We start from the raw sequence: 24,127 nt of genomic DNA on the forward strand, positions 1-24,127 counted from the left end.
ATGGGTCAGCGACTTACGTTTAGTGGCGAGCTTAACCGAATAGGGGAGGCGTAGGGAAACCGAGTCTGAATAGGGCGAATTAGTCGCTAGGCGTAGACCCGAAACCGAGTGATCTAGCCATGGGCAGGTTGAAGGTTGAGTAACATCAACTGGAGGACCGAACCGAAATCTGTTGAAAAAGATTCGGATGACTTGTGGCTGGGGGTGAAAGGCCAATCAAACTCGGAGATAGCTGGTTCTCCCCGAAAGCTATTTAGGTAGCGCCTCGGACGAACACCTACGGGGGTAGAGCACTGTTTGGGCTAGGGGGTCATCTCGACTTACCAACCCCATGCAAACTCCGAATACCGTAGAGTGATATCCGGGAGACACACGGCGGGTGCTAACGTCCGTCGTGAAGAGGGAAACAACCCAGACCGCCAGCTAAGGCCCCCAAGTCCATGTTAAGTGGGAAACGATGTGGGAAGGCACAGACAGCTAGGAGGTTGGCTTAGAAGCAGCCATCCTTTAAAGAAAGCGTAATAGCTCACTAGTCGAGTCGGCCTGCGCGGAAGATGTAACGGGGCTCAAACATGGCGCCGAAGCTGCGGATTCATCCAATGGATGAGTGGTAGGGGAGCGTTCTGTAAGCTGATGAAGGTGGATCGAGAGGTCTGCTGGAGGTATCAGAAGTGCGAATGCTGACATGAGTAACGATAATGCGGGTGAAAAACCCGCACGCCGGAAGACCAAGGGTTCCTGCGCAACGCTAATCGGCGCAGGGTGAGTCGGCCCCTAAGGCGAGACCGAAAGGTGTAGTCGATGGGAAATCGGTTAAAATTCCGATACTTTGTATTGCTGCGATGGGGGGACGGAGAAGGCTAGGTCAGCCTGGGATTGGTAGTCCAGGTTTAAGCCTGTAGGCAGTGTGTTTAGGCAAATCCGGACACACAATGCTGAGGGGTGATGACGAGCTCTCTTTAAGAGAGTGAAGTGATTGATGCCCAGCTTCCAGGAAAAGCCTCTAAGCTTCAGGCAATACGAAACCGTACCCCAAACCGACACAGGTGGTCAGGTAGAGAATACCAAGGCGCTTGAGAGAACTCGGGTGAAGGAACTAGGCAAAATGGTGCCGTAACTTCGGGAGAAGGCACGCCGTCATGTACGTGAAAGCCCTGCGGCTGGAGCGGAAGGCGGTCGAAGATACCAGGCCCCTGCGACTGTTTATTAAAAACACAGCACTCTGCAAACACGAAAGTGGACGTATAGGGTGTGACGCCTGCCCGGTGCCGGAAGGTTAATTGATGGGGTTAGCGTAAGCGAAGCTCTTGATCGAAGCCCCGGTAAACGGCGGCCGTAACTATAACGGTCCTAAGGTAGCGAAATTCCTTGTCGGGTAAGTTCCGACCTGCACGAATGGCGTAACGATGGGGGCGCTGTCTCCACCCGAGACTCAGTGAAATTGAAATCGCTGTGAAGATGCAGTGTATCCGCGGCTAGACGGAAAGACCCCGTGAACCTTTACTATAGCTTCACAGTGGACTTTGAACCTGCTTGTGTAGGATAGGTGGGAGGCTTTGAAGCGAGGACGCCAGTTCTCGTGGAGCCATCCTTGAAATACCACCCTGGCATGTTTGAGGTTCTAACTCTGACTGGTAATCCCGGTCGAGGACACTGTGTGGTGGGTAGTTTGACTGGGGCGGTCTCCTCCAAAAGAGTAACGGAGGAGCACGAAGGTGCGCTAAGTACGGTCGGACATCGTACGGTTAGTGTAAAGGCATAAGCGCGCTTAACTGCGAGACAAACACGTCGAGCAGGTACGAAAGTAGGTCTTAGTGATCCGGTGGTTCTGTATGGAAGGGCCATCGCTCAACGGATAAAAGGTACTCCGGGGATAACAGGCTGATACCGCCCAAGAGTTCACATCGACGGCGGTGTTTGGCACCTCGATGTCGGCTCATCACATCCTGGGGCTGAAGCCGGTCCCAAGGGTATGGCTGTTCGCCATTTAAAGTGGTACGCGAGCTGGGTTTAGAACGTCGTGAGACAGTTCGGTCCCTATCTGCCGTGGACGTTGGAGATTTGAGGAGAGTTGCTCCTAGTACGAGAGGACCGGAGTGAACGAACCGCTGGTGTTCGGGTTGTGATGCCAATCGCATTGCCCGGTAGCTACGTTCGGACGGGATAACCGCTGAAAGCATCTAAGCGGGAAGCCCCCTTCAAGATAAGATCTCCCTGAGGACTTGATCCTCCTAAAGGGCCCTTGTAGACCACGAGGTTGATAGGCTGGGTGTGTAAGCGCTGCGAGGCGTTGAGCTAACCAGTACTAATTGCCCGAGAGGCTTGACCATATAACACCGAAGTAATTTACCGGTATTGATTGAGTATAACTGCTTATCCAAGTTAAAGGTCTTCTGACCAAGCGCCAACTAGACAAGCTAGAACTAAGACAAAGCTTAACAGTTTTGCCTGATGATCATAGCGGACTGGAACCACCTGATCCCATTCCGAACTCAGAAGTGAAACAGTCCAGCGCCGATGGTAGTGTGGATTCCCATGCAAGAGTAGGTCGTCGTCAGGCTCTTAATACGAAGAACCCGTCCTTGTGGCGGGTTTTTTTATGCCTGTCATTTAGCCCAGGCCGAAACATAAGCTCGCTCCGGGCCCTTCCAAAGTGACGCCCAAGTTTCTCTTACTATTCTAGGATGCTTCTTCATCTACCCCTAATTGCTCTGGCTTATTTTGATATAGCTAAATTTTGAGAAAAAAATGTCATTAAATTTATGTAGTTATAAGTGTTTTCTGCTGGAAATTATCAACACTTATCGACTATAAATAATGGAGTCTATAAAATAAGCGATTCCGCCCTACCAAAAAGTAAATTATCACGGCGGAACTTGCTTGAAGCAGCAGGGACGCAAAATGTCATTGACGACGAAAATATAACCTCATTGTCGTTCTGCTATGCGTGTAAATTGGTTGTGGACAGTTCTGACGCTAATTATCAGCGTCCTTCAATTTCGTCTTTGGGTGGGTGAAGGTTCATTCGCGCAGGCTTGGGTGTTGGATCGGCAGATCGAGGCCCAGAAAGACGAGAATGAGCAATTGACGGAAAGAAACCGCAGACTGGAAGCTGAAGTGATGGAGTTGAAACTCGCGCAGAGCGCTATAGAGGAGAGAGCCCGAAGTCAGTTAGGGATGGTCTATCCTGACGAAAAGTTTTATTTGCTCATCGAAAACTGAACCTTTCTTGATTTTCCTTGTTCGCTTCACAGATACTAGCCCGGTTTTGGCAGAAATCGAGCATGGTTAGTGTTTGTAAACAGTATGGAAGAGCTTAAGCTTTGGGTGATAGTGCCCGCCGCAGGCGTTGGTTCTCGCATGGGGGGCGAATGCCCTAAGCAGTATTTGAAATTGATTGATCGAAGCGTTCTTGAGCATACGCTGGATCGATTATTGTCAGCACCTGAAATATCACAGATTTACTTGCCTCTTCACCCGCAAGATAAATGGTGGCCTGAAATTGCTGATAAATATACTGAACGGGCAATACCCGTTATTGGAGGTGCGGAGCGCTCGGCTTCGGTGCTTAATGCCTTAGTGGAGATAGAGCCTCATGCCTCTCTTGACGATTGGGTGCTCGTCCACGATGTTGCCCGCCCCTGTTTTCGCATCAAAGATATTTCCAATCTAATAAAGCTGTTATGGAATACTCAGCCTGGGGGGCTTCTAGGTGTTCCTGTAACAGACACAGTAAAAAGAACTAATGCGACAGGTGAAGTGTTGGATACGGTGCCTCGGACTAATCTCTGGCGGGCGTATACTCCACAAATGTTTCGGTTTGGCGTTCTATTGGCGGCTTTAAGGCAAGGTGTAGAGAAGGGTATAAATATTACCGATGAAGCTTCGGCCATCGAAGCTCAGGGTTTAAAACCGGTAATGGTTGAGGGGCATAGTGATAACATCAAGATTACTCACCCCCAAGATTTGCTTCTAGCGGAAATATTTTTACGTCGAGTTATGCAGGAAGAAAAATGAGTACGTTTCGAATTGGACATGGGTTTGATGTCCACGCATTCGCTGAAAGTGGCGACTTTATTGTTATCGGAGGCGTTAGTATTCCTTACGAGCGCGGCTTGAAAGCTCACTCTGATGGAGACGTCCTACTTCATGCTATATGTGATGCATTGTTGGGGGCTGCTGCTTTGGGAGATATTGGCGGACATTTTCCTGATACCGACCCCTCATACTCCGGTGCGGATAGCCGGGATTTGCTACGCTCTGTGGTAAAAAAGCTGCATCAAAAGGGATACAAAGTAGGAAATATTGATGGGACTGTTGTGGCTCAGTCCCCTAAGATGGCGCCTCATATAGAAGATATGCGGGTCAATATAGCGGCTGACTGCAATGTTTCGATTGATCGTATAAACGTAAAAGCTACTACCACAGAAAAACTGGGCTACACCGGCCGTAAGGAAGGCATTGCCTGTCATGCGGTGGCTTTGCTTGAGGCGCAGGTAAATTAATATGAACTTTGACCTTAACTTCCCTGGATTGTGGCTTGATAAGGCTCCAGGAGTTTGGCGGCAATCACCAGAAGACTTTTATGTAGAAGAGCTATGGGCACAGCCGGAAGCGATTGGCGAGCACATTTTACTGCACGTTGAAAAACGCGGGCAAAATACCGAGTGGGTATCTCGCAATATCGCGCGTTTTTGTGGGGTGCGTGATTTTGATATTGGGCTGATGGGATTGAAGGATCGTCATGCAGTGACGAGACAATGGTTCTCCGTTTATTTGGGGAAACGTCCTGAGCCAGATTGGAGTCAGTTACAAATTGAGGGCGTAGAAGTTCTCAGCGTTACTCGTACGCAAAAAAAATTACGCCGTGGCGATCATTCTGGAAATGCTTTTAAGATTTGGGTAAGGCAAGTGGAAGGCGTTCACGAGCAAATCGATGAGAGGCTTTCATCCATTCAGGCGAATGGCTTTCCTAACTATTTCGGAGATCAGCGTTTTGGTCATGATGGTTATAACTTGCAACGTGCGCACGCATGGTTCGTAGAAGGCCAGAAACCGAAAAAGAAAGCCCATTTGGGGATGTATTTGTCTGCGGCGCGTTCTTATCTGTTTAATGAAATTCTGGCTGAACGGATTCGTCGAGGTGACTGGTCGACAATGATTGATGGGGATGAAGGAGGGGCCGCCGCCAGTCCTGTTCCAAGCGAATTCATCACTCCTACTGGTCCAATGCTGGGCGGCCCTGAGTTTTTGTCAGGGGCGGCTGGGGAGGTTGAGCAACTGCGAACAGCGCCTTTATCAGAGTGGCTGACAGCTATTCACAAAGACGGCGCGCGGACTGCGCGGAGGCCTTTTGTCGCCAAGCCTGTAGATATGAGTTGGCGGTGGCTCGATGATGATATTGAGTTGACATTTTCTCTTGGCTCCGGCTGCTTCGCTTCTGTATTGCTGGATCAAGTATTTAGATTACACTGACTTCAGCCAAACCTGTTTACTAACAGCCTCTTCCATTGCCTCTGCGACGACGGTTAGCAGCTGCTGAATGCAGATCATGAGGAGTGGCGAAAAAAGGAAATAGCGGTAGTGAAATTATTATTGTCCAATGACGACGGTGTGCATGCGCCAGGATTGTCTGCTTTGGCGGATGAGCTGAAAAATATTGCTGAGATCCGAGTGATTGCGCCTGACAGAGATCATAGCGGAGCGAGTAATTCTTTGACGCTGACGCGTCCTTTGATTTTGCAGAAAACTTCTCAGGGCTTCTTCGCTGTTGATGGCACGCCTACAGACTGTGTGCATATGGGGTTGAGTGAAATGTTTGGGTATGCGGCCGAGCGAGTAGTATCCGGCATCAACACTCACGCTAATCTCGGAGACGATGTTTTGTACTCTGGCACCGTTGCGGCGGCAATGGAAGGTCGCTTTTTGGCGCACCCGGCGATAGCTGTGTCATTAGTGAACAGAGGGCAAGAGAATTACGCTACAGCGGCGAAAGTGGTCGCCAACTTACTATTAAGGCAGTTGAAATCGCCTATTGCTCCGCGCACGGTGCTAAACGTGAATGTCCCAGATGTGCCGTTGGAGGATATTCGAGGTATTCAATTGACTCGCCTAGGGCATCGTTTGAAAGGCGGAGAGCCGCATGAAATAGTGGACCCGCGTGGCCGTAAGCGTTACTGGATTGCAGCAGCCGGAGAAGGTGACGATGCTGGATCGGGCACTGACTTTTACGCAGTTGAGCACAACTACGTTTCCATTACGCCTATTCATGTGGACATGACTCGCTACGATGCTTTTAACCAATTACAAGATTGGCTGGGAGAGACGGAGTGAACTTCGACTTGCAAGGCATTGGCATGACATCGCGGCGTACGCGTCTGCGTTTGATTGAGCGCTTGCGGAATAACGGAATTCAGAACGAAGCGGTATTGGAGGCGATGACGGAAATCCCTCGGCATATCTTTGTCGATGAGGCGCTGGCGCATCGGGCCTATGAAGATACTGCACTGCCGATAGGGCACTCCCAGACGATTTCTCAGCCCTATATTGTCGCTCGTATGACAGAGCTGTTATGTGGCGGCTGGAAACCCAAACGGGTATTGGAGGTCGGTGCTGGTTCTGGTTATCAAACGGCGTTGTTGGCCAGGTTGTCGACGCAGGTTTATACCGTTGAGCGTATTGCGCCATTGTTGGAAAAAGCGAAACTGAGGTTCAAAGCGCTGAAGTTGAATAACGTTAGCGCAAAACTATCCGACGGACGCTGGGGATGGCCGGAACAAGGTCCTTTTGACGCGATAATGGTGACTGCGGCGCCCGAACAGACGCCTCAGGAATTGTTGGAACAGCTCGCGGATGGCGGCCGGCTTGTGATTCCGGTTGGCAGTGGAAGTGAGCAAATGCTGAAAGTCTACAAAAAGCAAGGCGCTGAAATAGAGGAGAGCAGTTTGGAGCAGGTTCGATTTGTGCCTTTATTAGGAGGCGTTGTTCGATAACATGTGGAAGACATATCTGAAAGGCGTGGCCATGGGGGCTGCGGATATTGTTCCGGGTGTTTCCGGCGGTACGATCGCATTTATTTCTGGAATATATGAAAGACTTATTTCCGCTCTTGGGCGTATTCGTCCGGGGCTGATTAGCATTTGGCGCAAGCAAGGGTTTGCGGCAGTCTGGAAGGATATTGATGGTACTTTTCTGGCGACATTGTTTGCTGGCATTCTCACCAGTGTCTTTACGCTGTCCAGAATTATCAGCACTCTGTTACAGAGTCACCCTAATCTGATATGGGCTTTTTTCTTTGGACTGATTTTCGGCTCCGTCTGGTTTGTGGGGAAGGCGATTAGAGACAAAAATGCGCTTACCGCATTGTTGATTGGATTGGGAGCCGCGGTGGCTTATGCGTTGACCGCATTGAGTCCCACCAGTCTGGAGCCTACTTACCTGAATTTGTTTATTAGTGGCGCCATCGCTATTTGCGCGATGATCCTGCCTGGCGTTTCCGGCAGCTTTCTACTTTTGCTCTTGGGCATTTACGGTCCGGTCCTAGCGGCTGTGAAGGGCTTTGAAATAGTGCCTTTGGCCATTTTCGCCTCAGGATGTTTGATTGGCTTGCTGTCGTTCACCCACCTGCTAAGCTGGTTATTAAGACGTTACCACGACTACACCCTCGCTGTACTGACCGGCTTTATGCTGGGCGCTCTCAATAAAGTCTGGCCATGGAAGTATACGCTGGAATATCGTATTGATTCTCATGGGGCTCAAGTCCCCCTTGTGCAGGCGAATGTCTTCCCTTCTCGCTATGAGGTTATTACAGGGGAGCCGGCGCAAGTGTTGATGGTTGCCGCTTTGTTCGCCGCTGGTGCGTTAATGGTTGTTGCACTGGAGAAAGTGAGACTTGGTTATCAAAAATGAGACTTTACTTTTAGGAAATTAAATCACGTTAGTGTTACTTATTTTCCTTGTTGGTGTTACCTATGGTATCAGGTATAACGAGCGAACCCGACGGCATTGAATCTATAACTCTACAGAATATAGTTGTAATTTAACTACTTAGGAGTTCAATTTAGAAACTTTTGTAAATAATGAGAATAATCTAGGCTGTATTAATTCCTTTTTGTTTTAAAAAAAGCTGAAAAGTGCACTGTCTAAAATCCAAAAAACACAGGTTTTGTAACAGACTGTATACTGGCAATGGCATTTTTTATGCTTTGAGATCGGTTGCTCTGTCGATCATGCTATTCCTGTGCGCCTGCACGTCTCCTTCTATATACAGAGACCCTGGATTTAACCCGCCGGTGTACTGGGGAAGCCATGTTGTAGAGAAGGGCGATACTCTCTATTCCATCGCCTGGAGATATGGTCGGGATTATAAAGAGTTGGCTCGAATCAATCGTATACCCGCCCCATACCTGATTAAGCCAGGACAACGGGTATCCTTGGTAGTGCCGGACGGTTACCAGACTGCGAACGCCCAGCCGTCCAAGAAAACTAAAAAGACAACCTCCAAAACCAAGAAGACTTCACCAGTTAAAGCCAAGAAAACTACTCAACCCAAGTCCGCCCAAGCCCCCGTTTACAAAAATACACAATCGAAAAAAGCTCCTGTAACCAGCAAAACGGATCGAATTGTTACCGGATGGGGGTGGCCCCATCATGGCCCGATTATTGATACTTTTTCTATTGCAGGCGACATCAATAAAGGTGTTGATATCGCCGGCAAAATCGGCGACCCGGTTTTAGCGGCGGCCAGTGGCGAAGTAGTGTATGCGGGTAATGGTTTGCTGGGTTACGGCAAGCTGGTGATTCTGAGCCACGGCGATGAATACATCAGCGCTTACGCGCACAACAGCAAGATACTGGTTAAAGAGGGAGACCTCATAAAACGCGGGCAGAAGATAGCCGAGATAGGTGAGACAGGGACCAACCGACCGATGTTGCACTTCGAAATAAGAAAAAACGGCAATCCGGTTGACCCTCTCAAGTACCTACCAAAACGATAAAGCTTGCGATTGAGCAAGTACAAAACGTCATCAATACCCCGTAAGGGGTTAACGAGAGCAGGGCATCATCATGGCAGCAGAACGTGAATCTTACGCAGAAGATTTAGCTTACGATGTTGATATCGATTTGGCTGAAATTGAGGCTGAAGAGTTTGAAGACGATGAAAGTGATGTTGTTGTCTCGATTGATCAAGGACGTACCGGTCGTTTCTCCCTAGGCGAAGGCCAATCCTACAGAAACCTTGACGCCACTCAGATTTATCTGAACGAAATCGGTTTCTCCCCATTATTAACCCCGGAAGAAGAAGTTCATTTTGCGCGCATGGCGCGTCGTGGCGATGAGAAAGGCCGTAAGCGCATGATTGAGAGCAATTTGCGCCTGGTTGTGAAAATCGCCCGCAGATATGTGAACAGAGGCCTGAGCCTGCTTGATCTCATTGAGGAAGGCAACCTGGGTCTGATTCGCGCCGTTGAAAAGTTTGATCCCGAACGCGGCTTCAGATTTTCAACTTACGCGACATGGTGGATTCGCCAGACGATTGAGCGCGCCATCATGAATCAGACAAGGACGATCCGTTTGCCGATTCACGTAGTTAAGGAATTAAATGTATATCTTCGCGCCTCTCGCGAACTGACCCAGAAACTGGATCATGAGCCCAGCGCAGAAGAAATCGCCGACTTGTTGGAAAAGCCGGTGAAGGACGTAAAACGTATGCTCGGTCTGAACGAGCGCATTACTTCCGTGGATTCGCCGATTGGCGGCAACGCGGAAAAATCCCTTCTTGATACCGTCGCCGATGAGGCGAGCAATGATCCTGCTGAGTTATTACAGGATAGCGATCTAAAAGGCTGTCTGGACCGTTGGCTTGACCAATTGTCTGACAAACAACAGGAAGTGATCGCCCGTCGTTTCGGATTGCGCGGTTATCCCATGAGCACATTGGAAGAAGTAGGGCAGGAAATTGGCCTGACTCGGGAAAGAGTGCGCCAGATTCAAGTAGAAGCGCTCAAGCGCATGCGCGAACTGCTGGAGAAAGAAGGTTTGACCGGAGACACACTGTTTAAGTAACTTTTGGTTACACTGTAGTATCAGTAAAAAGGGCGCATCCAGCGCCCTTTTTTAATGGACCGGTTAGACTTGTTGTCAGGATTGTCTTGCGCCTGCGCGGCGTCTGGCCTCGGGAGACAGGGCTTGGCATGTGCGAGCCCTGTCGTTGCAGACAAATAGCAGGAAGCTGTTTGTCTGCTTGATTAATAGTTGCGAACCAGCTCGCATAACCCGGTATAACTGCCCGTTTTACCCTATCTACTGCTTTTACGGGCTGCCTATAATGGAGTCCGCTCACCAGCTCGGAATTACGCCGTGCTGTCGAGCGCTTACAAACAATAAAGCAGCAAATAATTTAAATAACAATCAATGCAACTAGGGATGAAATATGAAACAACTTCTCTCTTCACTTGTGCTCTTGCTGGTTCTATCCCCTTCCACGCAGGCCGCGAAAGTGGCCGGAGTCGACATCCCCGACACGCTCAGCGCAGCGGGGTCTGAATTAAAGCTCAATGGCGCCGGCGTGCGCTCCAAATGGTTCATCGATGTCTATGTGAGCGGCTTATACCTGCCTCAGGCCAGTAAGGACGCTTCTGCAATAGTGAAAGCGGATGAGCCCATGGCGATCAAGCTGCACATGGTTTCCGGTATGGTGACCAGCGAAAAGATGCAGAAGGCCACCACTGAGGGCTTCGAGAGTGCGACCAATGGCAATACGGCGCCAATTAAAGAAAATATCGATAAGTTTATTGGCGTGTTCGATGAGGAGATCCAGGAGAATGACGAGTTTGACCTAGTGTATCTTCCCGGCAAAGGTGTAGAAGTGTATAAAAACGATGCACTTGCGGCCACTATCGATGGCGGCGTAGCTTTTAAAGAAGCCCTGTTTGGTATTTGGTTATCCGACAAACCCGCCCAAGAAGATCTTAAGCAGGCAATGTTGGGCGCAAAATAGTCATGCGGATATCAATGTGAAAGCGACACGCTTTCATGGCTAAAGGCGGGAGTTCCCGCCTTTTTCATATCTGAATGCTCCACTCTGCTGCTTCTCGACGCTGACTCATGTCGCTGGCGTTTTTACCTTTTCTATTCAGTTATGGTTAAGCTGCCGCAGGGTTTAATAGATCCACATGAAGGCAGTGGCGACGGGATCAAGAGGTAAACAATCAGGCTCCGTCGTAATTACGAAAAATATGAAAATGGTGTAGGAAGATAATGTTGTCGAATCGCTTCAAAAGGTTGGCGGGTGTGGCGTTAGTGGCTCTGACTGTAACTGGGTGCGCGCACCGTAACCTGATCAAGGATGGAGAGGAGTATTACGCTCAAGGCCGCTACGAACTTGCGGTGGAGAGGTATGAAGAAGCCTTGAAGTTAAAGCCCAACGACAAGGATACACAGAGCAGGTTACTGCAGGCGCGTAGAGACTTTACTGCGTGGTTGAACGAGGTGAGAAGCGCCGCCAACACAGCCTATGACCGCAATAATCTGGGTAAAGCCATGGTGCTATATGGCAAAGTGGCGCAGGCGACGCGTGAGCAGTCCGCCTGGGATCGATATAACTCCGCGTATCAGACTCTGGCGACACAACACCAATTCCGTATTCAGCTGGATAGCGAGCGGCACATTTTCGGCGACGACTTGGGATATGGGGTGGCTGGTTTGCAGATGGTCAATAGAGCAAGCAGCAAACTAGGCAATGAGGCGCGTGTGAGTATGTTCCGGGCGCCGGTTCATTTTAATCTGAGCGAGTCTGTTATCCCTGAAGTGCAGCAGTATGTCAGCGGTCAGGTGATGGTGAGTAACCCAGATTTTATTCGTCTGCAAGGCGATGTATCAGACCAGAGGTATCAACTTGACCGCGCCAAGGATAACTTGCGTGACGCCCGCCGGGATTTCAAACGTGAACGACGTGAACTGGAATCACTGGAGCGTGATCTGGCGAGAGAGGAGAAGGCGCTCAGCAAGCTGAGCCCTACCGATTCTCAATATGACTCGCAAAAACGAGAAGTTGAGCGTTTGAAAGATAAGGTTTCCCGACAACGAGATAACGTCCGCAGAGCCGATGATGAAGTCGATAAGAAAGGCCGCAGGCTGGATCGTGCTGACCACAAATTGGACTCATTATTAACCGACTTCTCTATTGTTCCGCCGACTGTATTGGAAAACGTTTATTCCGATTATCACTACGAGCGTTACATTTTGACCAAGACCGCCAGTTCGGCATTAGTGGTGGAAATGGATGGTCGCCGCAGCGATACGCCAGTGAGCGTGGTTTCCGAAGACGACTATTACGACGATCACTATACAATAGGCCTGTCTCGTAAATCGGCGATGGTGGAATCTGATCTGGATATGGAGAGCCGTCTCAATAGTGAGGTGCGTATCGCCGCCCAAAACAGACTTAAAGCTTTGGTGTCGGACTATAAACAGTCGCTGTTGCTGGAAGCGGCGCAAGTAGTGGGTAATGATGACCGTTTCGACGCTTGGGTGGCCCATGGCGTAGCAGGCTCGCCCGGTGTAGACGGTTTCCTGGCGGACAAAATGCGTCAGTATCTTGAACTGGAGCTGGGAAGAGGCGGGGAGCTGGATATCAACGCATTACTGACCCTGCACCCTGGCGCATAAGCGATCACTGTTAGGCGAAATGATAAAGGCGGTACTACCGCCTTTTTTACGACTGTCGCCGAGAATACAACTAAGGGGTTTTAATACATCAGGCGACGTTGGTGCAATGGCCGCAAGCAGGTGAATATCAGGCTTGCTCGCAGGCGTTTCCAGGGCGAGCGGCGGTTTGTCCAACGTGCTGCAACAGGACTTTGGCGACGCGGGCTATCAGCGGAGAAGGGAAGTCGTGGCCCATGCCAGCGATGACTTCAAGTTGCGCGTTACGGATGTTGCGGGCGCAGGCGACGCCTTCTGAGAGGGGGATGAGAGAGTCTTCATCGCCATGGATGACCAGCGTTGGCGTGATGATGCGCGTTTGCAGCTCAACCAAAGAGCCTTCGGCAAGAATGGCGCTGGCCTGCCTCTGCAGTCCCTCGTGGTCGACGCTGCTTCTGTTGAGCACTTTACCTACTCGCTGTAATAACTCTGACCGGGAGGACGGATAGCTGCGACTGCCAATACGCCGTATCTGACTGATTTTGCTTTCAATAACCTCCGCCCGCAACTTGGGGCGCGTTGGCTTGATTAGCGCCAGCAGATTGGCCGGGTTTAGGGCGGGGAGGCGGCTAAAGCCAGGAGCGGACATGATAGAGGTCAGACTGAGCGCCCGTTCAGGATATTTGGCGGCGGCGATTTGCGCGATCATACCGCCCATGGATGCGCCGACAAGATGAGCGCTGGCGACCCGCAAGTGATTCAGCAGACCTATGGCGTCGTTGGCCAAGTCGCTCAGTGTGTAAGCGCTTTTCACCCGCAAACCGAACTGCATGCGGAGAAAGTTGGTGACTGGACGGGCATGTCCCGCGCCATCGCTTTTGCTGGAGAGGCCAATATCCCGATTGTCGAAACGCACGACGAAATACCCGTTTGCAGCCAGACGTTCGCACAGAGCGTCCGGCCACACCAGCATTTGAGCGCCAAGGCCCATTATCAGCAGAATGCAGGGATCTTTTTGTGAGCCAAAGGTTTCATAGGCGAGCTGGATATCGCCGATAGCAGCATATTCAACAGTCATTTTTTTGTACAACTTGGGCGGGGTTGAAACTAAATTACCATCAAATTGTAATATTGATGGTGTATAAGAGCACGCTGTTCATAAAAGATTCAATTTACTGTCATCTAACTGTCACTTGAAACTCTTTGCGATGAACAGCGCGTTCCGCTTAGGCGAAGCTTTGGGTGATGGCGCCCATTAACGGGCCCTGGCCAAAATTGCGGGTGTTGCGGTTTTGATTCACCCAGGAGCGAAACATCTCCACATATTCCCCTTTGCGCCAGTCATACAGAAACTGGCAGAGAATCACCAGCGCCATATTGCCGCAGTTGCCGGTCAGGCCGCTGACTCGCGCTTCCATGTCCGCTGGCCGGAAGCTGTAGAAGTAAGGGGTATTGGCAGGGGAATGCGGTCCCAGATCGGACCTGCCGATAAGCGATGTGATCAACCCATCGAAATCCTGGGCCTGATTCTGGGTGACGTTGATTTCGTAACTGATCGCCGTTGGGTCCTGAATCATGGCGAAGTCGTCGTACCATAATCCCCTGACGGTGATGTTGTTGCCGCGGGTTGTTTGTAACAATCCGGCGAGCAGGTAGGACTCAGGATTAAATCCCACCACATGGGTGACGACGCCTCCCCGACGAGCCACCAATGCGGTATGGCCATTCTTGAAGTAGCCGACGCAGCCTTTCGGTGATTGCCAGGAAAAGGTGGACCATAAGCGATACAGGTTGCTGGCGCCGGCGCCTTCCTGCTGAACATTCAGCCGGCGAGGCGTGTGCCGCAGCCAACCTTGCCAACTGGAGACGGCGACCAACCCGACGGAGTAATCTTGGTTATTTCCGTTATTAGCTTGAACTGTCATGCGAATATCCCTATTGGTTATTGTTTTTGTTAAGGAAACCGTTGCTTCCACAACGACTTCATCATGCCTGTAATCGGATTGGCTCGCTGTTTCGAATTGTATACGGGGCTATTTAGAACTCTCGCAATGTCCGTTTGATTATCCCGACTCCCTGTGTGATCTCCGTTGGCGTCAGGGTCGCGAATCCCAGTAGCAGACCTGCTGCGGGAGGCTCTCCGTGATAGAACGGGTGTATAGGATAAACGCGTACGCCTTGCGCTTGCACTTGCTCTATGAACGCGGAAGCGGCGCTCAGCGGCAGGCTGGGCATCCAACACACCAGATGCAGGCCGGCGTTATCGCCCTCCACCAGAATCTCTCTGTCGCCCTCCTGGCGCTGTAACGCCGTCGCCAAAGTCTGTTGGTGAATAGCGTAACGTTTACGCATTCTGCGCAGATGGCGCTCGAATTCACCTGTCTGCATAAACTCGGCGAGGATATGTTGCTCTAACCAGGGGGAGTGGCGATCCGTCACTTGCTTGGCGTAAGTGAGCGGCTTCAGCCAGCTTTGGGGGAGTAGCAGATAGCCCAGTTTTATGGCGGGGAACAGGACTTTGGAAAAAGTGCCGGCGTAGATAACCCGCTCGTGATGATCGAGTCCCTGCAAAGATTCAATCGGCTTGCCGCAGTAGCGAAACTCACTGTCGTAATCGTCTTCGATAATCCATGCGTCGTTCGCCTGCGCCCATTCCAGCAGCGCCAGCCGTCTGCGCAGGGACATCACGCAGCCACTGGGAAATTGATGCGATGGCGTGACATAGACCAGCTTGGGCGCTTCCACGCCTTGCGGCAAATCCTCTACTTTTAATCCTTCCTCGTCGACAGCGATGGGAATCAACTTGGCGCCGAGAGCGGTGAGCAACTGTTTGACTCGGGGATACCCCGGGTTCTCCACGGCAACCTTGTCGCCCGGATTGATCGCCAATCGCGTAATCAGATCGAACGCCTGTTGTCCGCCGGAGGTAATGGCGACTCTGTCGGGATGGCTGCGGCATGCGCGATTGAGTTGCAGATAAGCGGAGATCGCCTCCCGCAAGGCCGGTAACCCCAGCGTGTCGCCATAATGGCGGCCTTGCCGGTACGCCCAGTGGCGGGCGGCCTTTGTCCAGATATGTTGGCTTTTTTCGTCAAGATCCACATTGCCATACTGGAAATCAATTACCGTCGGCGGCGGGATGGCTTTGACGGGGCGCTGGCGCATCAGGGCCTCACCCCAGAACGACAGACTTGGTGCTGGACCAGAGTGATGCGTCTGTGGCGGCGAGGCGGTGGGGAAATCCACGCCAGGCAACGGTGAGGCGACATAACAGCCCGATCCACGACGACTGACGATATAACCTTCGCTCAGCAACTGGTCGTAAGCGCTGGTGACGGTGGTGCGGGACAGGCCCCGCGCGTCCGCCATGCTTCGGGAGGACGGCAGGCGTTCTCCTTCCGGCAGCAGGCCCGCCAGAATGGACTGCTTCAACTCTTCATACAGCGATAGATAGCGAGACTTCGCATTTTGTGTCTGGGCGGTCATCTTCTTTCTCTAAAGTGGACTCTTTATAAATGCTTAAAGTGGACATTAATGAATATCCAATTTCAAGCTAATCTGCCTGCATAAATAGCCTGACGTGATTGGAAGGAGTAAGTTCGATGACTGACGATGTACTGCCCATAACCCCTAAGACCGCCTTTACCCGCAAACGGGACCGGGCGGGTTACGATCGCCGCGATATCTACAGTATTCTGGATGCGTCTGTTCTGTGCCATGTAGCGTTTATGTTTGATGGCGCGCCCTTTGTGTTGCCAACCGCCTACTGTCGCTACGGCGATAATTTGATTGTGCATGGCGCGGTAAATGGTCGTCTGTTTAAAAGCCTTGCAGACGGGCGTGAGGCGTCCGTCTGCGTCACGTTACTGGATGGTCTGGTGCTGTCCCGGCGGGCGTTCCATCACTCCATGAACTACCGCAGCGTTGTTTTGTTTGGACAATTCGAGGCGATAGAAGACTCGGATATGAAGAATGAAGTGCTGAATGCTTTGTTGGAGCACATTATTCCTGGTCGCTGTTCGGACAATATTATCCCCAACACGCGCAACGAATTGGCTGCGACGGCGGTGCTGGCCATGCCCATCGTGGAAGCAAGCGCCAAAGTTCGCAGCGGCCCACCCAGAGACAAAGAAGAGGATATGGATCAGCCGGTCTGGGCGGGTGTGGCGCCCATGCGTACGGTATATGGAATGCCGGAGGTGGACCCGGAAACCCGTAGTGACATCAGGCTGCCGGATTACCTGCGACACCTGACGACAGGGCAGTAGAGATTAACTCACCCACTGCGCGCCAGCTGGCAGCGGATAGTCGCTGAATTCCAGGTGGAGGATACGACGCTGGTTAGGCGTCGTTCCCTTGCTGGAGGCGTGCAGCAGTGAGGTTTCATCACCAGGATGCTTTTGATTATTGGTGTAGGACGCGAGCCTCGTCGCCATCAATCCAATACTTTTTCTTTGAATTCGCACAGGTCGGAGATGACGCAGGCGCCGCATCGAGGTTTACGGGCTGTGCAGATATAGCGGCCGTGTAGGATCAGCCAGTGATGAGCGTCCATCAGGTATTCCTTGGGGACGTGCTTCATCAGCTTGTGCTCTACTTCCAGCACGTTTTTGCCGGGGGCGATGTTGGTGCGGTTGGAGACCCGGAATATATGTGTATCCACCGCCATGGCTGGCTGGCGGAAAGCGGTATTGAGTACGACATTGGCGGTCTTGCGGCCGACGCCTGGCAGCGCTTCAAGGGCTTCCCGGGTCTGCGGCACTTCTGAGTTGTGCTGATCGATCAGGATTTTACAGGTCTTGATGACGTTTTCCGCTTTGCTGTTGAACAGGCCGATGGTCTTGATGTATTCCTTAAGGCCCTCCACACCCAGCGCGTAAATGGCTTCCGGCGTATTCGCCACGGGGTAAAGCTTGCGGGTGGCTTTATTAACGCTCACATCGGTGGCCTGAGCGGACAGAACCACCGCAATCAGCAGTTCAAAGGGGGTGTCGTATTCCAACTCCGTGGTCGGGTTGGGATTTTCCGCTTTTAAGCGGGCGAATATCTCCGCTCGTTTTTGCTTATTCATCAGTTTTCTTATGGCTTGTATTCACAGTCGAATGCGCGCCGCCTCATTTGTAATGTGGCGGGCAGCGAGAAAGAAGGCCGTGGCGCGTCAGGATATCTTTCCTGTCACTCGCACGCGTTTGCCGCCGGAGACAGGTTTCTCCAGTTTCGCCGCCGCGGCTTCCTTGATGCGTTTATCGATTACATTTTTTAGCGCAATCAACATACCCATGCCGACAAAGGCACCGGGAGGCAACACGGCAAACAGAAAGTCTGAGTAGTCGGCGAACAGCTCAAGCTTCCAACTCCGCGCAGATTCGCCAAACAGCAGGTCCATGCCTGAAAACAGCGAGCCTTGTCCTATCACTTCACGCATGCCGCCCAGCACCATCAGCACCAGACTGAAACCCAAGCCCATCATGAAGCCGTCGAGCAGGGAGGGGAGAATCGGATTCTTGGAAGCGAAAGCGTCTGCGCGTCCAAGAATGGCGCAGTTGGTGACGATCAGGGGAATAAAGATGCCGAGAATTTCATACAGTTCATAGGCGAAGGCCTGCATCAACAGTTCGGCGCAGGTCACGAAAGAGGCGATGATCATGACGAATGCAGGCAGGCGTACGGATTCAGGCACGTAGTTGCGAATCATGGAAGCCGCGGCGTTGGAGCCGGTCAGCACCAATGTCGTGGCTAATCCCAGGCCGATGGCGTTGACCACGGTGCCCGTCACCGCCAGCAGGGGGCAGAGGCCCAGCAGTTGCACCAGCGCCGGGTTGTTTTTCCACAATCCGTCCCGAACTATTTCTTGATAGCTTTTCGCCATTATGCAGATCCTGGATTCATTCGGTCATTCATGTTCGATACGCTCGCCGTCTGGCTATTCCTGTGTCGCGGTTGCGGTTTTGACGCCGCTATTGTTACGCAAGAGTTGATCGCGATGGCTTTGAAAATAGGTTAGCGCATTACGCACCGCCTTCACTACCGCCCTGGGCGTGATGGTGGCGCCGGTCATTTGATCAAAGTCGCCGCCGTCCTTTTTCACCTTCCAGCGGTCTTCCGCGGGAGAGCTGAGTGAGCGGCCGGGAAACTGCTCCACCCAGGGAGACTTCCGCGCTTCAATTTTGTCGCCTAGCCCGGGGGTTTCCTTGTGGGCGGTGATGCGGACGCCTTTAACTGTTCCATCAGGTTGTACGCCGACGATGCCCTGGATTTCGCCGGTGTAACCATCCGGCGCGACAAAGGGCAGAATCACCGCCACTGGCGAGCCGTGAAGGGTGGCCAGATAGGCTTCAGCTGTGTCTTTGGCTCCGAGCAGAGGGTCCGGGTGCAACAGGATGGGGGCCGCCAGCATGTCGTTATCGTGCTCCGTACGTGGAACGACTTCATACAGCGCTTTGGCGCGGGCGCGCTTTTCCGCATCGGCGATGCGATCAGCGGTGCTGACTTGAGTTACCGCGATCAAACCGGCGGTCACCACGGCGAATATCGCAAGTCCAATGCCGCCCCGAATAATGGATGCCTGTAATGCGTTCATGGGCGACTCCTAATCCTGTTTCACGCCGCGACGGGCTTTGCGGTGTCCGTAAGTGCGGGGCTGGGTGTAGTAGTCCAGGAACGGCGCGGCGAAGTTCATCAACAGCACGGCGAACGCCACGGCGTCCGGGTAGTTGCCCCAGGTGCGAATCAGGTAAACCAGAATGCCGACGCCAGCGCCATAATAGAGTTTGCCGAGTTTGCTGGTGGCGGCGGAAACCGGGTCGGTGGCGATGAAGAAGGCGCCGAGCATGGTGGCGCCGGCGAGCAGATGTAGCTGCAACGGGGCATATTTATCTTCATCCCAGCCCAGTAGCAAAGAGCACAGCGCCATTGCGGCGAGCATGCTGACTGGAATATGCCAGGTAATAATCTTGCGCCAGATAAGCAGTAGTCCCCCGGCGAGGAAGGCTAGATTGACCCACTCCCAGCCCAGCGCCGTGCGCGCGCCGAAGACAGGCATGGCGAAGACAGTCTCAGCGGTGCCGGCGACGATTTCGTGTTTATAGGTGTCCAGAGGCGTGGCCATGGTGTAGCCATCCACGCCGATTTCCGCTCCCCAGAAGATGTGGGCGAAAGCGTCCATGAATCCTGGGATTTCCGCCAAGGGACGCGGCGTCGCCCAGTTAGTGGTCATCGCGACAGGGAAGGAGACCAGCAGCAGTGCGTAACCCACCATGGCGGGGTTGAATGGATTATTGCCCAGACCGCCGTAAATCTGTTTGGCGAAAATGATGGCGAACGCCGTTCCAACAAATGTCACCCACCAGGGGGCGTAAGGCGGCAGCGCAAGACCCAGCAATACTCCGGTGAGAACGGCGCTGTAGTCCTGCAGATAAAAGGCCAGTGGCCGTTTGCGCAGCGTCAGCACAAAGGCTTCCGCCGCCACGGCGGTTAACGACGCCAGAATGACGTTGATCAGGGTTCCCCAGCCAAAGAACCAGGTCATGGTCAGCAATCCGGGCGCGGTGGCCAGGATCACCCACTGCATGATGGCGGTCGTGCGCGCAGGGCCTTTCAGGTGAGGGGAGGTGATGTGAAGAAATGCCATGGATTAAGCGCCCGCTCCGTCAGTGCTGGTCTGATTTTCCGCCGCGTCGCCGCGAGCTTCGTTAAGTGTGGCGCGGGCGGCGACGACCCGATCCTGGTTTTTCTCCACCGCTCTGGATAACTTCGCCACTTTCGCCTCGTCCTTAGGGGAGTCCTGTTGGGCTTCGCTGAGCATGTTTTGCATCATGGCGAGTTTATCCTGCGCTTTCTCCAGCGCAGAGGTCAGAGCCTCGATTTCCTCCGGCGACGCTGCTTTAACGGCAGAGCCGCCGGCTTGTGTCCGGGCTTCTTTCAGCGTTTTTTGCGCTGCGGCCAAACGGTCCTGGTTCTTTTCCACTGCGCGCTGCAATTTGGCGATTTTGGCTTCGTCCGCCGGCTGCTCCGCTCTGGCGTCGTCCAGCATGCCCTGCATCATGCTCAACTTGTCGCGGGCTTTTTCCACCTGAGACGTCAGTTCTTCCAGGTTGGGCTCCGGCGGCTTATCGGTTGTTTTATCCGTCGGGGCTGACTCTGCTTCCAACTCCGCCAGCTTCGCCTTGGTTTTCTCCACGGTTTCGGTCAATTGCGCCGCTCGCTGTGGGTCCGTTTCGCGACAGGCTTCTATCGCTTGCGTCAGAGTCTTTATTTTGTCCCGGGTGCGGGCGATAGCGCGCGCCTGTTGCTCAGGGTCCGCCTGTGTCGCAGGCGCTGCGTTTGAGGCGGCAGGCGTCGCTGGCGCAGAGTTCTGGGCGTCGTGAAGGGCTTTTTCCGCCGCCGCCAGGCGTTCTTCGTTTTTGGCGATCGCGTTGCGTAGCTTTTCCTGCATGGCGGCATTGGCTCCATCGGATTCCGCCAGCGTCTCGCGCACTTTTTCCAGCTTCTCCCTGGCCTTGTCCACATTGGTCTGCAATTCTGCGATATTGACCTGGGCCTGGGTGGGCGCCGGTGCGCGCTTGGCTTGGGCGCGCTTGATAGCGGCTTCTATCGCTGCTTTCTTCGGGTCTACTTCCGCTGGCGCATCCTGTTGCTGGGCCGCCTTTTCCGCCTGGGCTTTAGCTGCGGCTTCCGCACGGGCCTTGCGCTTGGCTTCTTTCTCTTCTTTCTCGCGTTCAAGGCGGGCTTGTCGGAATTCGAAGCGCTCACGCGCCTTGTCGGATTTCTGCTGCTCCTGCGCTGTCACCCGGATTTGATTCTTGGCGTAACGGTAATATTGCACCAGCGGAATGCTGCTGGGGCAGACGTAAGAACAGGCGCCGCACTCGATGCAGTCGAACAGGTTGTAGTTTTCAGCCTTATCGAATTCCTGGGCTTTGGCAAACCAGTAGAGCTGCTGCGGCAGCAGTTCCGCGGGACAGGCTTCGGCGCAAAGGCCGCAACGAATGCAGGCCTGAGCGGGATCGGGTCTGGGAAATTCCTTGGCCGACACCGCCATAATGCAATTGCTGGTCTTCACCAGCGGCAAGTCTGGGTCCGTTAAGGTGAAGCCCATCATAGGACCACCCATGATCAGACGATCCGTTTTACTTGCGTCGAATCCCGCCTGTTGCAACAGGTCGGACATGGGCGAGCCTAACAAAACTTCAAAATTACCGGGCGTAGCGACGCCGTCGCCTGTCACTGTGGTGATGCGAGAAATCAGCGGCTCGCCGAAACGGACCGCGCGGTACACTGCCGCAGCGGTGCCTACGTTTTGGCACATCACGCCGATATCAGCGGGGATCTTGCCGTGAGGCACTTCCAGGCCAGTCAGGATTTTGATCAGTTGCTTTTCGCCGCCGGAGGGATATTTGGTCGGAATGACAACTACTTCGATATGCGTGCCGGAGGCGGCCTGCTTCAGTGCTGAGATCGCTTCCGGTTTGTTGTCCTCGATGCCAATCAGGCACTCTTCAGGCTCCAAAAGCTGGGCCATGATTTCCATGCCGCGGATGACTTCGCCGGCGCGTTCCCGCATCAACATGTCATCGGCGGTGATGTAAGGTTCGCATTCCGCTGCATTCAATATCAGCGCATTGACCTTGTCGTTGCGAGGCGGGTGCAGCTTGATCGCCGTGGGAAACCCTGCGCCGCCCATACCGGCGATGCCTCCCTGACGAACGCGCTCCAGCAGCTGCTCTGGGCTAAGTGACCGATAGTCTTCGCATGGCGTCAGGCGCGTCCAAGCGTCTTCCCCGTCGGTCTCTATCACAATGCAGATATCGCTGAGGCCGGAAGGATGCGGCACGGGACGTCTTTCCACGGCTGTCACCGTGCCGGAAGAAGTCGCATGAACCGCTACGCTGACCGGTCCTTCCGCCGCAGCGACGACTTCGCCCTTCAACACTTTTTGACCCGGCTCCACCAGGGCTTTGGCGGGCTGACCAATATGCTGGCTCAGGGGGAGTATCAGCGTTTTCGGCAGCGTCGCCTTGCGGATCGGTCGGCTGGTGGATTGGCTTTTATTTTCCGGAGGGTGTACGCCGCCGTGGAAATCCCAGATTTGTCTCATGCTCAGGCCTTACTTCCTCACGCCGCCATACCGTTATTCTGATCTGTCGCGATGATTGCGCCGCTATTTGTCGGTGGCTTGGGCATATCCCAGGCCCAATCGCGGATGCCGCTGGGGGCGGGAATCATATCTATACAGTCCACAGGACAGGGTTCCACGCACAGGTCGCACCCCGTGCATTCGCTGACGATGACTGTGTGCATCTGTTTGGCGGCGCCGAGAATGGCGTCCACCGGGCAGGCCTGAATGCACTTGGTGCAGCCGATGCACTCATCTTCGCGAATATAGGCCACCTGTTTGCCTTTGCTTTCACCGTGTTCGGAATCCAGCGGTACGGCTTCCACATCCAATAGGTCGGCCAGGGCGGTGATGGTGGCTTCGCCGCCGGGAGGGCATTTATTGATGGCGTCGCCGCTGGCGATGGCTTCCGCATAAGGGCGGCAGCCTGGGTAACCGCACTGTCCGCATTGGGTTTGCGGCAACAGGCCGTCGATCTGGTCGACGATGGGATTGCCTTCCACTTTGAATTTAACGGAGGCGAAGCCCAGCACGGCTCCGAAGGTAAGCGCCAGCGCGGAGAGCGCCAATACGGCTATGACGACAATACTCATCTGCGGTAGGCCCCTAAATATTGACCAGGCCGGTGAAGCCAAGAAACGCCAGCGACATCAGACCGGCGGTGATCATGCCGATGGCGCCGCCCTTGAATGGTTCAGGCACATCGGCGGCGGAGATACGTTCACGCATGGCGGAAAACAACGTCAGCACCAGTGAGAAACCGACAGCGGCGCCGAACCCGTACAGGATCGACTCCATGAAATCATTTTGCTTTTTGATGTTTAACAGCGCGACGCCAAGCACGGCGCAGTTAGTGGTGATCAGCGGTAGAAAAATACCCAAGACGCGATACAGCAGGGGGCTGGTTTTTTTGATCACCATTTCCGTGAACTGGACGACGACTGCGATCACCAGAATAAACGTAATGGTTTTCAAGAATTCCATGCCAAGCGGCGCCAGCAGGTATTCGTACGCCAGATAACTGCACAACGAGGACAGCGTCAACACGAAGGTGGTGGCCAGGGACATGCCCATGGCGGTTTCCAGCTTGTTGGATACGCCCATGAAGGGGCACAGGCCCAGGAATTGGACCAGTACGAAGTTGTTGACCAGTATGGTGCTCACCAGTATCAACAGGTATTCAGTCATCAGCGCCTCTTATTCAGGATCTTCACCGGCTTGTATCCTAATGCTATCCAAAGCGTCGCTTATGGAAGCCCGCCGCGCAACAGCTCGCCAGCTCCCGGAATTCCCTGACTCTGGCGGTTATTATCTGGTTGTGTTGCAGTGCGTTCAAGGCTGCGCCTGTCGCCCTTGCGCGAATTTAGC

The 24,127-nt window shown here is 53.2% G+C and carries 23 protein-coding genes and 2 rRNA genes (1 of these 25 cut by a window edge); 14 read left to right on the forward strand and 11 right to left on the reverse strand.

The window, feature by feature from the left end; all coding sequences use genetic code 11:
* The 13 genes from AC2IBB_RS10725 to AC2IBB_RS10785 form a co-directional block, all read left to right on the forward strand.
* Positions 1-2,330, forward strand: a 23S ribosomal RNA gene (locus AC2IBB_RS10725) (it extends 561 nt beyond the left edge of the window).
* Between the two features lie 117 nt (positions 2,331-2,447).
* A 5S ribosomal RNA gene (rrf, locus tag AC2IBB_RS10730) occupies positions 2,448-2,560 on the forward strand.
* 479 nt (positions 2,561-3,039) lie between these two features.
* Entirely contained in the window at positions 3,040-3,222 is a 183-nt protein-coding gene (locus tag AC2IBB_RS10735) for a septum formation initiator family protein (RefSeq protein WP_486332848.1), read from the forward strand.
* Between the two features lie 84 nt (positions 3,223-3,306).
* Entirely contained in the window at positions 3,307-4,017 is a 711-nt protein-coding gene (gene ispD / locus AC2IBB_RS10740) for a 2-C-methyl-D-erythritol 4-phosphate cytidylyltransferase (RefSeq protein WP_486332849.1), read from the forward strand.
* A complete protein-coding gene (ispF, locus tag AC2IBB_RS10745) occupies positions 4,014-4,505 on the forward strand; it encodes a 2-C-methyl-D-erythritol 2,4-cyclodiphosphate synthase (protein WP_486332850.1) in 492 nt (163 codons plus the stop codon). Before ispD ends, ispF begins: the two co-directional genes overlap by 4 nt.
* Before the next feature lies 1 nt (position 4,506).
* On the forward strand, positions 4,507-5,475 hold the full coding sequence (truD, locus tag AC2IBB_RS10750; protein WP_486332851.1) for a tRNA pseudouridine(13) synthase TruD: 969 nt from the start codon (positions 4,507-4,509) through the stop codon (positions 5,473-5,475).
* Positions 5,476-5,583: 108 nt separating this feature from the next.
* On the forward strand, positions 5,584-6,333 hold the full coding sequence (gene surE / locus AC2IBB_RS10755; RefSeq protein WP_486332852.1) for a 5'/3'-nucleotidase SurE: 750 nt from the start codon (positions 5,584-5,586) through the stop codon (positions 6,331-6,333).
* Positions 6,330-6,992, forward strand: a complete 663-nt coding sequence (locus AC2IBB_RS10760) for a protein-L-isoaspartate(D-aspartate) O-methyltransferase (RefSeq protein WP_486332853.1) — start codon at positions 6,330-6,332, stop codon at positions 6,990-6,992. Before surE ends, AC2IBB_RS10760 begins: the two co-directional genes overlap by 4 nt.
* Before the next feature lies 1 nt (position 6,993).
* The gene (locus AC2IBB_RS10765; protein WP_486332854.1) at positions 6,994-7,908 is read left to right on the forward strand and encodes a polyprenyl-phosphate transporter; all 915 of its coding nucleotides are present in this window, start codon (positions 6,994-6,996) and stop codon (positions 7,906-7,908) included.
* Positions 7,909-8,291: 383 nt separating this feature from the next.
* Entirely contained in the window at positions 8,292-8,996 is a 705-nt protein-coding gene (locus tag AC2IBB_RS10770; RefSeq protein WP_486332855.1) for a peptidoglycan DD-metalloendopeptidase family protein, read from the forward strand.
* A 70-nt stretch (positions 8,997-9,066) separates the two neighbouring features.
* Positions 9,067-10,065 (forward strand): RNA polymerase sigma factor RpoS, encoded by a 999-nt coding sequence (rpoS, locus tag AC2IBB_RS10775; RefSeq protein ID WP_011395785.1) that lies wholly within the window; start codon positions 9,067-9,069, stop codon positions 10,063-10,065.
* Positions 10,066-10,432: 367 nt separating this feature from the next.
* Positions 10,433-10,999, forward strand: a complete 567-nt coding sequence (locus AC2IBB_RS10780; protein WP_486332856.1) for a chalcone isomerase family protein — start codon at positions 10,433-10,435, stop codon at positions 10,997-10,999.
* 260 nt (positions 11,000-11,259) lie between these two features.
* The gene (locus tag AC2IBB_RS10785) at positions 11,260-12,669 is read left to right on the forward strand and encodes a tetratricopeptide repeat protein (RefSeq protein ID WP_486332857.1); all 1,410 of its coding nucleotides are present in this window, start codon (positions 11,260-11,262) and stop codon (positions 12,667-12,669) included.
* Between the two features lie 127 nt (positions 12,670-12,796).
* Here the strand turns inward: AC2IBB_RS10785 and AC2IBB_RS10790 are convergent, their stop codons facing one another.
* From AC2IBB_RS10790 to pdxR, 3 genes are all read right to left on the reverse strand, one after another.
* Entirely contained in the window at positions 12,797-13,723 is a 927-nt protein-coding gene (locus AC2IBB_RS10790; protein WP_486332858.1) for an alpha/beta fold hydrolase, read from the reverse strand.
* A gap of 148 nt (positions 13,724-13,871) precedes the next feature.
* Complete coding sequence (locus AC2IBB_RS10795) at positions 13,872-14,570, reverse strand: hypothetical protein (RefSeq protein WP_486332859.1); 699 nt, start codon at positions 14,568-14,570, stop codon at positions 13,872-13,874.
* A gap of 112 nt (positions 14,571-14,682) precedes the next feature.
* Positions 14,683-16,131, reverse strand: coding sequence for a MocR-like pyridoxine biosynthesis transcription factor PdxR (pdxR, locus tag AC2IBB_RS10800; protein ID WP_486332860.1), 1,449 nt, complete (start codon positions 16,129-16,131; stop codon positions 14,683-14,685).
* A gap of 116 nt (positions 16,132-16,247) precedes the next feature.
* Between pdxR and AC2IBB_RS10805 the strand changes: the two genes are divergently transcribed.
* On the forward strand, positions 16,248-16,913 hold the full coding sequence (locus AC2IBB_RS10805) for a pyridoxamine 5'-phosphate oxidase family protein (protein ID WP_486332861.1): 666 nt from the start codon (positions 16,248-16,250) through the stop codon (positions 16,911-16,913).
* Between the two features lie 3 nt (positions 16,914-16,916).
* On the opposite strand, the gene AC2IBB_RS10810 is transcribed toward AC2IBB_RS10805, so the two are convergent.
* The 8 genes from AC2IBB_RS10810 to rsxA all read right to left on the reverse strand — a co-directional run bounded on the left by AC2IBB_RS10810 (position 16,917) and on the right by rsxA (position 23,947).
* Positions 16,917-17,081 carry a hypothetical protein gene (locus AC2IBB_RS10810; protein WP_486332862.1) on the reverse strand — a complete coding sequence of 55 codons (165 nt, stop codon included), beginning with the start codon at positions 17,079-17,081 and terminating at the stop codon, positions 16,917-16,919.
* Complete coding sequence (gene nth / locus AC2IBB_RS10815) at positions 17,081-17,716, reverse strand: endonuclease III (RefSeq protein WP_486332863.1); 636 nt, start codon at positions 17,714-17,716, stop codon at positions 17,081-17,083. The genes AC2IBB_RS10810 and nth overlap by 1 nt, the downstream gene beginning before the upstream one ends.
* 87 nt (positions 17,717-17,803) lie before the next feature.
* Complete coding sequence (locus tag AC2IBB_RS10820) at positions 17,804-18,514, reverse strand: electron transport complex subunit E (protein WP_486332864.1); 711 nt, start codon at positions 18,512-18,514, stop codon at positions 17,804-17,806.
* A gap of 54 nt (positions 18,515-18,568) precedes the next feature.
* On the reverse strand, positions 18,569-19,225 hold the full coding sequence (rsxG, locus tag AC2IBB_RS10825; protein ID WP_486332865.1) for an electron transport complex subunit RsxG: 657 nt from the start codon (positions 19,223-19,225) through the stop codon (positions 18,569-18,571).
* A gap of 9 nt (positions 19,226-19,234) precedes the next feature.
* Positions 19,235-20,275, reverse strand: a complete 1,041-nt coding sequence (gene rsxD / locus AC2IBB_RS10830) for an electron transport complex subunit RsxD (RefSeq protein WP_486332866.1) — start codon at positions 20,273-20,275, stop codon at positions 19,235-19,237.
* 3 nt (positions 20,276-20,278) lie between these two features.
* Positions 20,279-22,741 (reverse strand): electron transport complex subunit RsxC, encoded by a 2,463-nt coding sequence (gene rsxC, locus AC2IBB_RS10835; protein ID WP_486332867.1) that lies wholly within the window; start codon positions 22,739-22,741, stop codon positions 20,279-20,281.
* 17 nt (positions 22,742-22,758) lie between these two features.
* Positions 22,759-23,352, reverse strand: coding sequence for an electron transport complex subunit RsxB (gene rsxB, locus AC2IBB_RS10840; RefSeq protein WP_486332868.1), 594 nt, complete (start codon positions 23,350-23,352; stop codon positions 22,759-22,761).
* A 13-nt stretch (positions 23,353-23,365) separates the two neighbouring features.
* On the reverse strand, positions 23,366-23,947 hold the full coding sequence (gene rsxA, locus AC2IBB_RS10845) for an electron transport complex subunit RsxA (RefSeq protein WP_486332869.1): 582 nt from the start codon (positions 23,945-23,947) through the stop codon (positions 23,366-23,368).
* Positions 23,948-24,127: the final 180 nt, after the last annotated feature.

Source organism: Hahella sp. NS-SX17 (genome assembly GCF_057367735.1).

Coding starts and splice junctions, on each gene's coding strand:
- ispD (WP_486332849.1), top strand. CDS start 3,307: ATGGAAGAGCTTAAGCTTTGGGTGATAGTGCCCGCCGCAGGCGTTGGT.
- ispF (WP_486332850.1), top strand. CDS start 4,014: ATGAGTACGTTTCGAATTGGACATGGGTTTGATGTCCACGCATTCGCT.
- truD (WP_486332851.1), top strand. CDS start 4,507: ATGAACTTTGACCTTAACTTCCCTGGATTGTGGCTTGATAAGGCTCCA.
- AC2IBB_RS10765 (WP_486332854.1), top strand. CDS start 6,994: ATGTGGAAGACATATCTGAAAGGCGTGGCCATGGGGGCTGCGGATATT.
- rpoS (WP_011395785.1), top strand. CDS start 9,067: ATGGCAGCAGAACGTGAATCTTACGCAGAAGATTTAGCTTACGATGTT.
- AC2IBB_RS10780 (WP_486332856.1), top strand. CDS start 10,433: ATGAAACAACTTCTCTCTTCACTTGTGCTCTTGCTGGTTCTATCCCCT.
- AC2IBB_RS10785 (WP_486332857.1), top strand. CDS start 11,260: ATGTTGTCGAATCGCTTCAAAAGGTTGGCGGGTGTGGCGTTAGTGGCT.
- AC2IBB_RS10790 (WP_486332858.1), bottom strand. CDS start 13,723: ATGACTGTTGAATATGCTGCTATCGGCGATATCCAGCTCGCCTATGAA.
- AC2IBB_RS10795 (WP_486332859.1), bottom strand. CDS start 14,570: ATGACAGTTCAAGCTAATAACGGAAATAACCAAGATTACTCCGTCGGG.
- pdxR (WP_486332860.1), bottom strand. CDS start 16,131: ATGACCGCCCAGACACAAAATGCGAAGTCTCGCTATCTATCGCTGTAT.
- AC2IBB_RS10805 (WP_486332861.1), top strand. CDS start 16,248: ATGACTGACGATGTACTGCCCATAACCCCTAAGACCGCCTTTACCCGC.
- AC2IBB_RS10810 (WP_486332862.1), bottom strand. CDS start 17,081: ATGGCGACGAGGCTCGCGTCCTACACCAATAATCAAAAGCATCCTGGT.
- nth (WP_486332863.1), bottom strand. CDS start 17,716: ATGAATAAGCAAAAACGAGCGGAGATATTCGCCCGCTTAAAAGCGGAA.
- AC2IBB_RS10820 (WP_486332864.1), bottom strand. CDS start 18,514: ATGGCGAAAAGCTATCAAGAAATAGTTCGGGACGGATTGTGGAAAAAC.
- rsxG (WP_486332865.1), bottom strand. CDS start 19,225: ATGAACGCATTACAGGCATCCATTATTCGGGGCGGCATTGGACTTGCG.
- rsxD (WP_486332866.1), bottom strand. CDS start 20,275: ATGGCATTTCTTCACATCACCTCCCCTCACCTGAAAGGCCCTGCGCGC.
- rsxC (WP_486332867.1), bottom strand. CDS start 22,741: ATGAGACAAATCTGGGATTTCCACGGCGGCGTACACCCTCCGGAAAAT.
- rsxB (WP_486332868.1), bottom strand. CDS start 23,352: ATGAGTATTGTCGTCATAGCCGTATTGGCGCTCTCCGCGCTGGCGCTT.
- rsxA (WP_486332869.1), bottom strand. CDS start 23,947: ATGACTGAATACCTGTTGATACTGGTGAGCACCATACTGGTCAACAAC.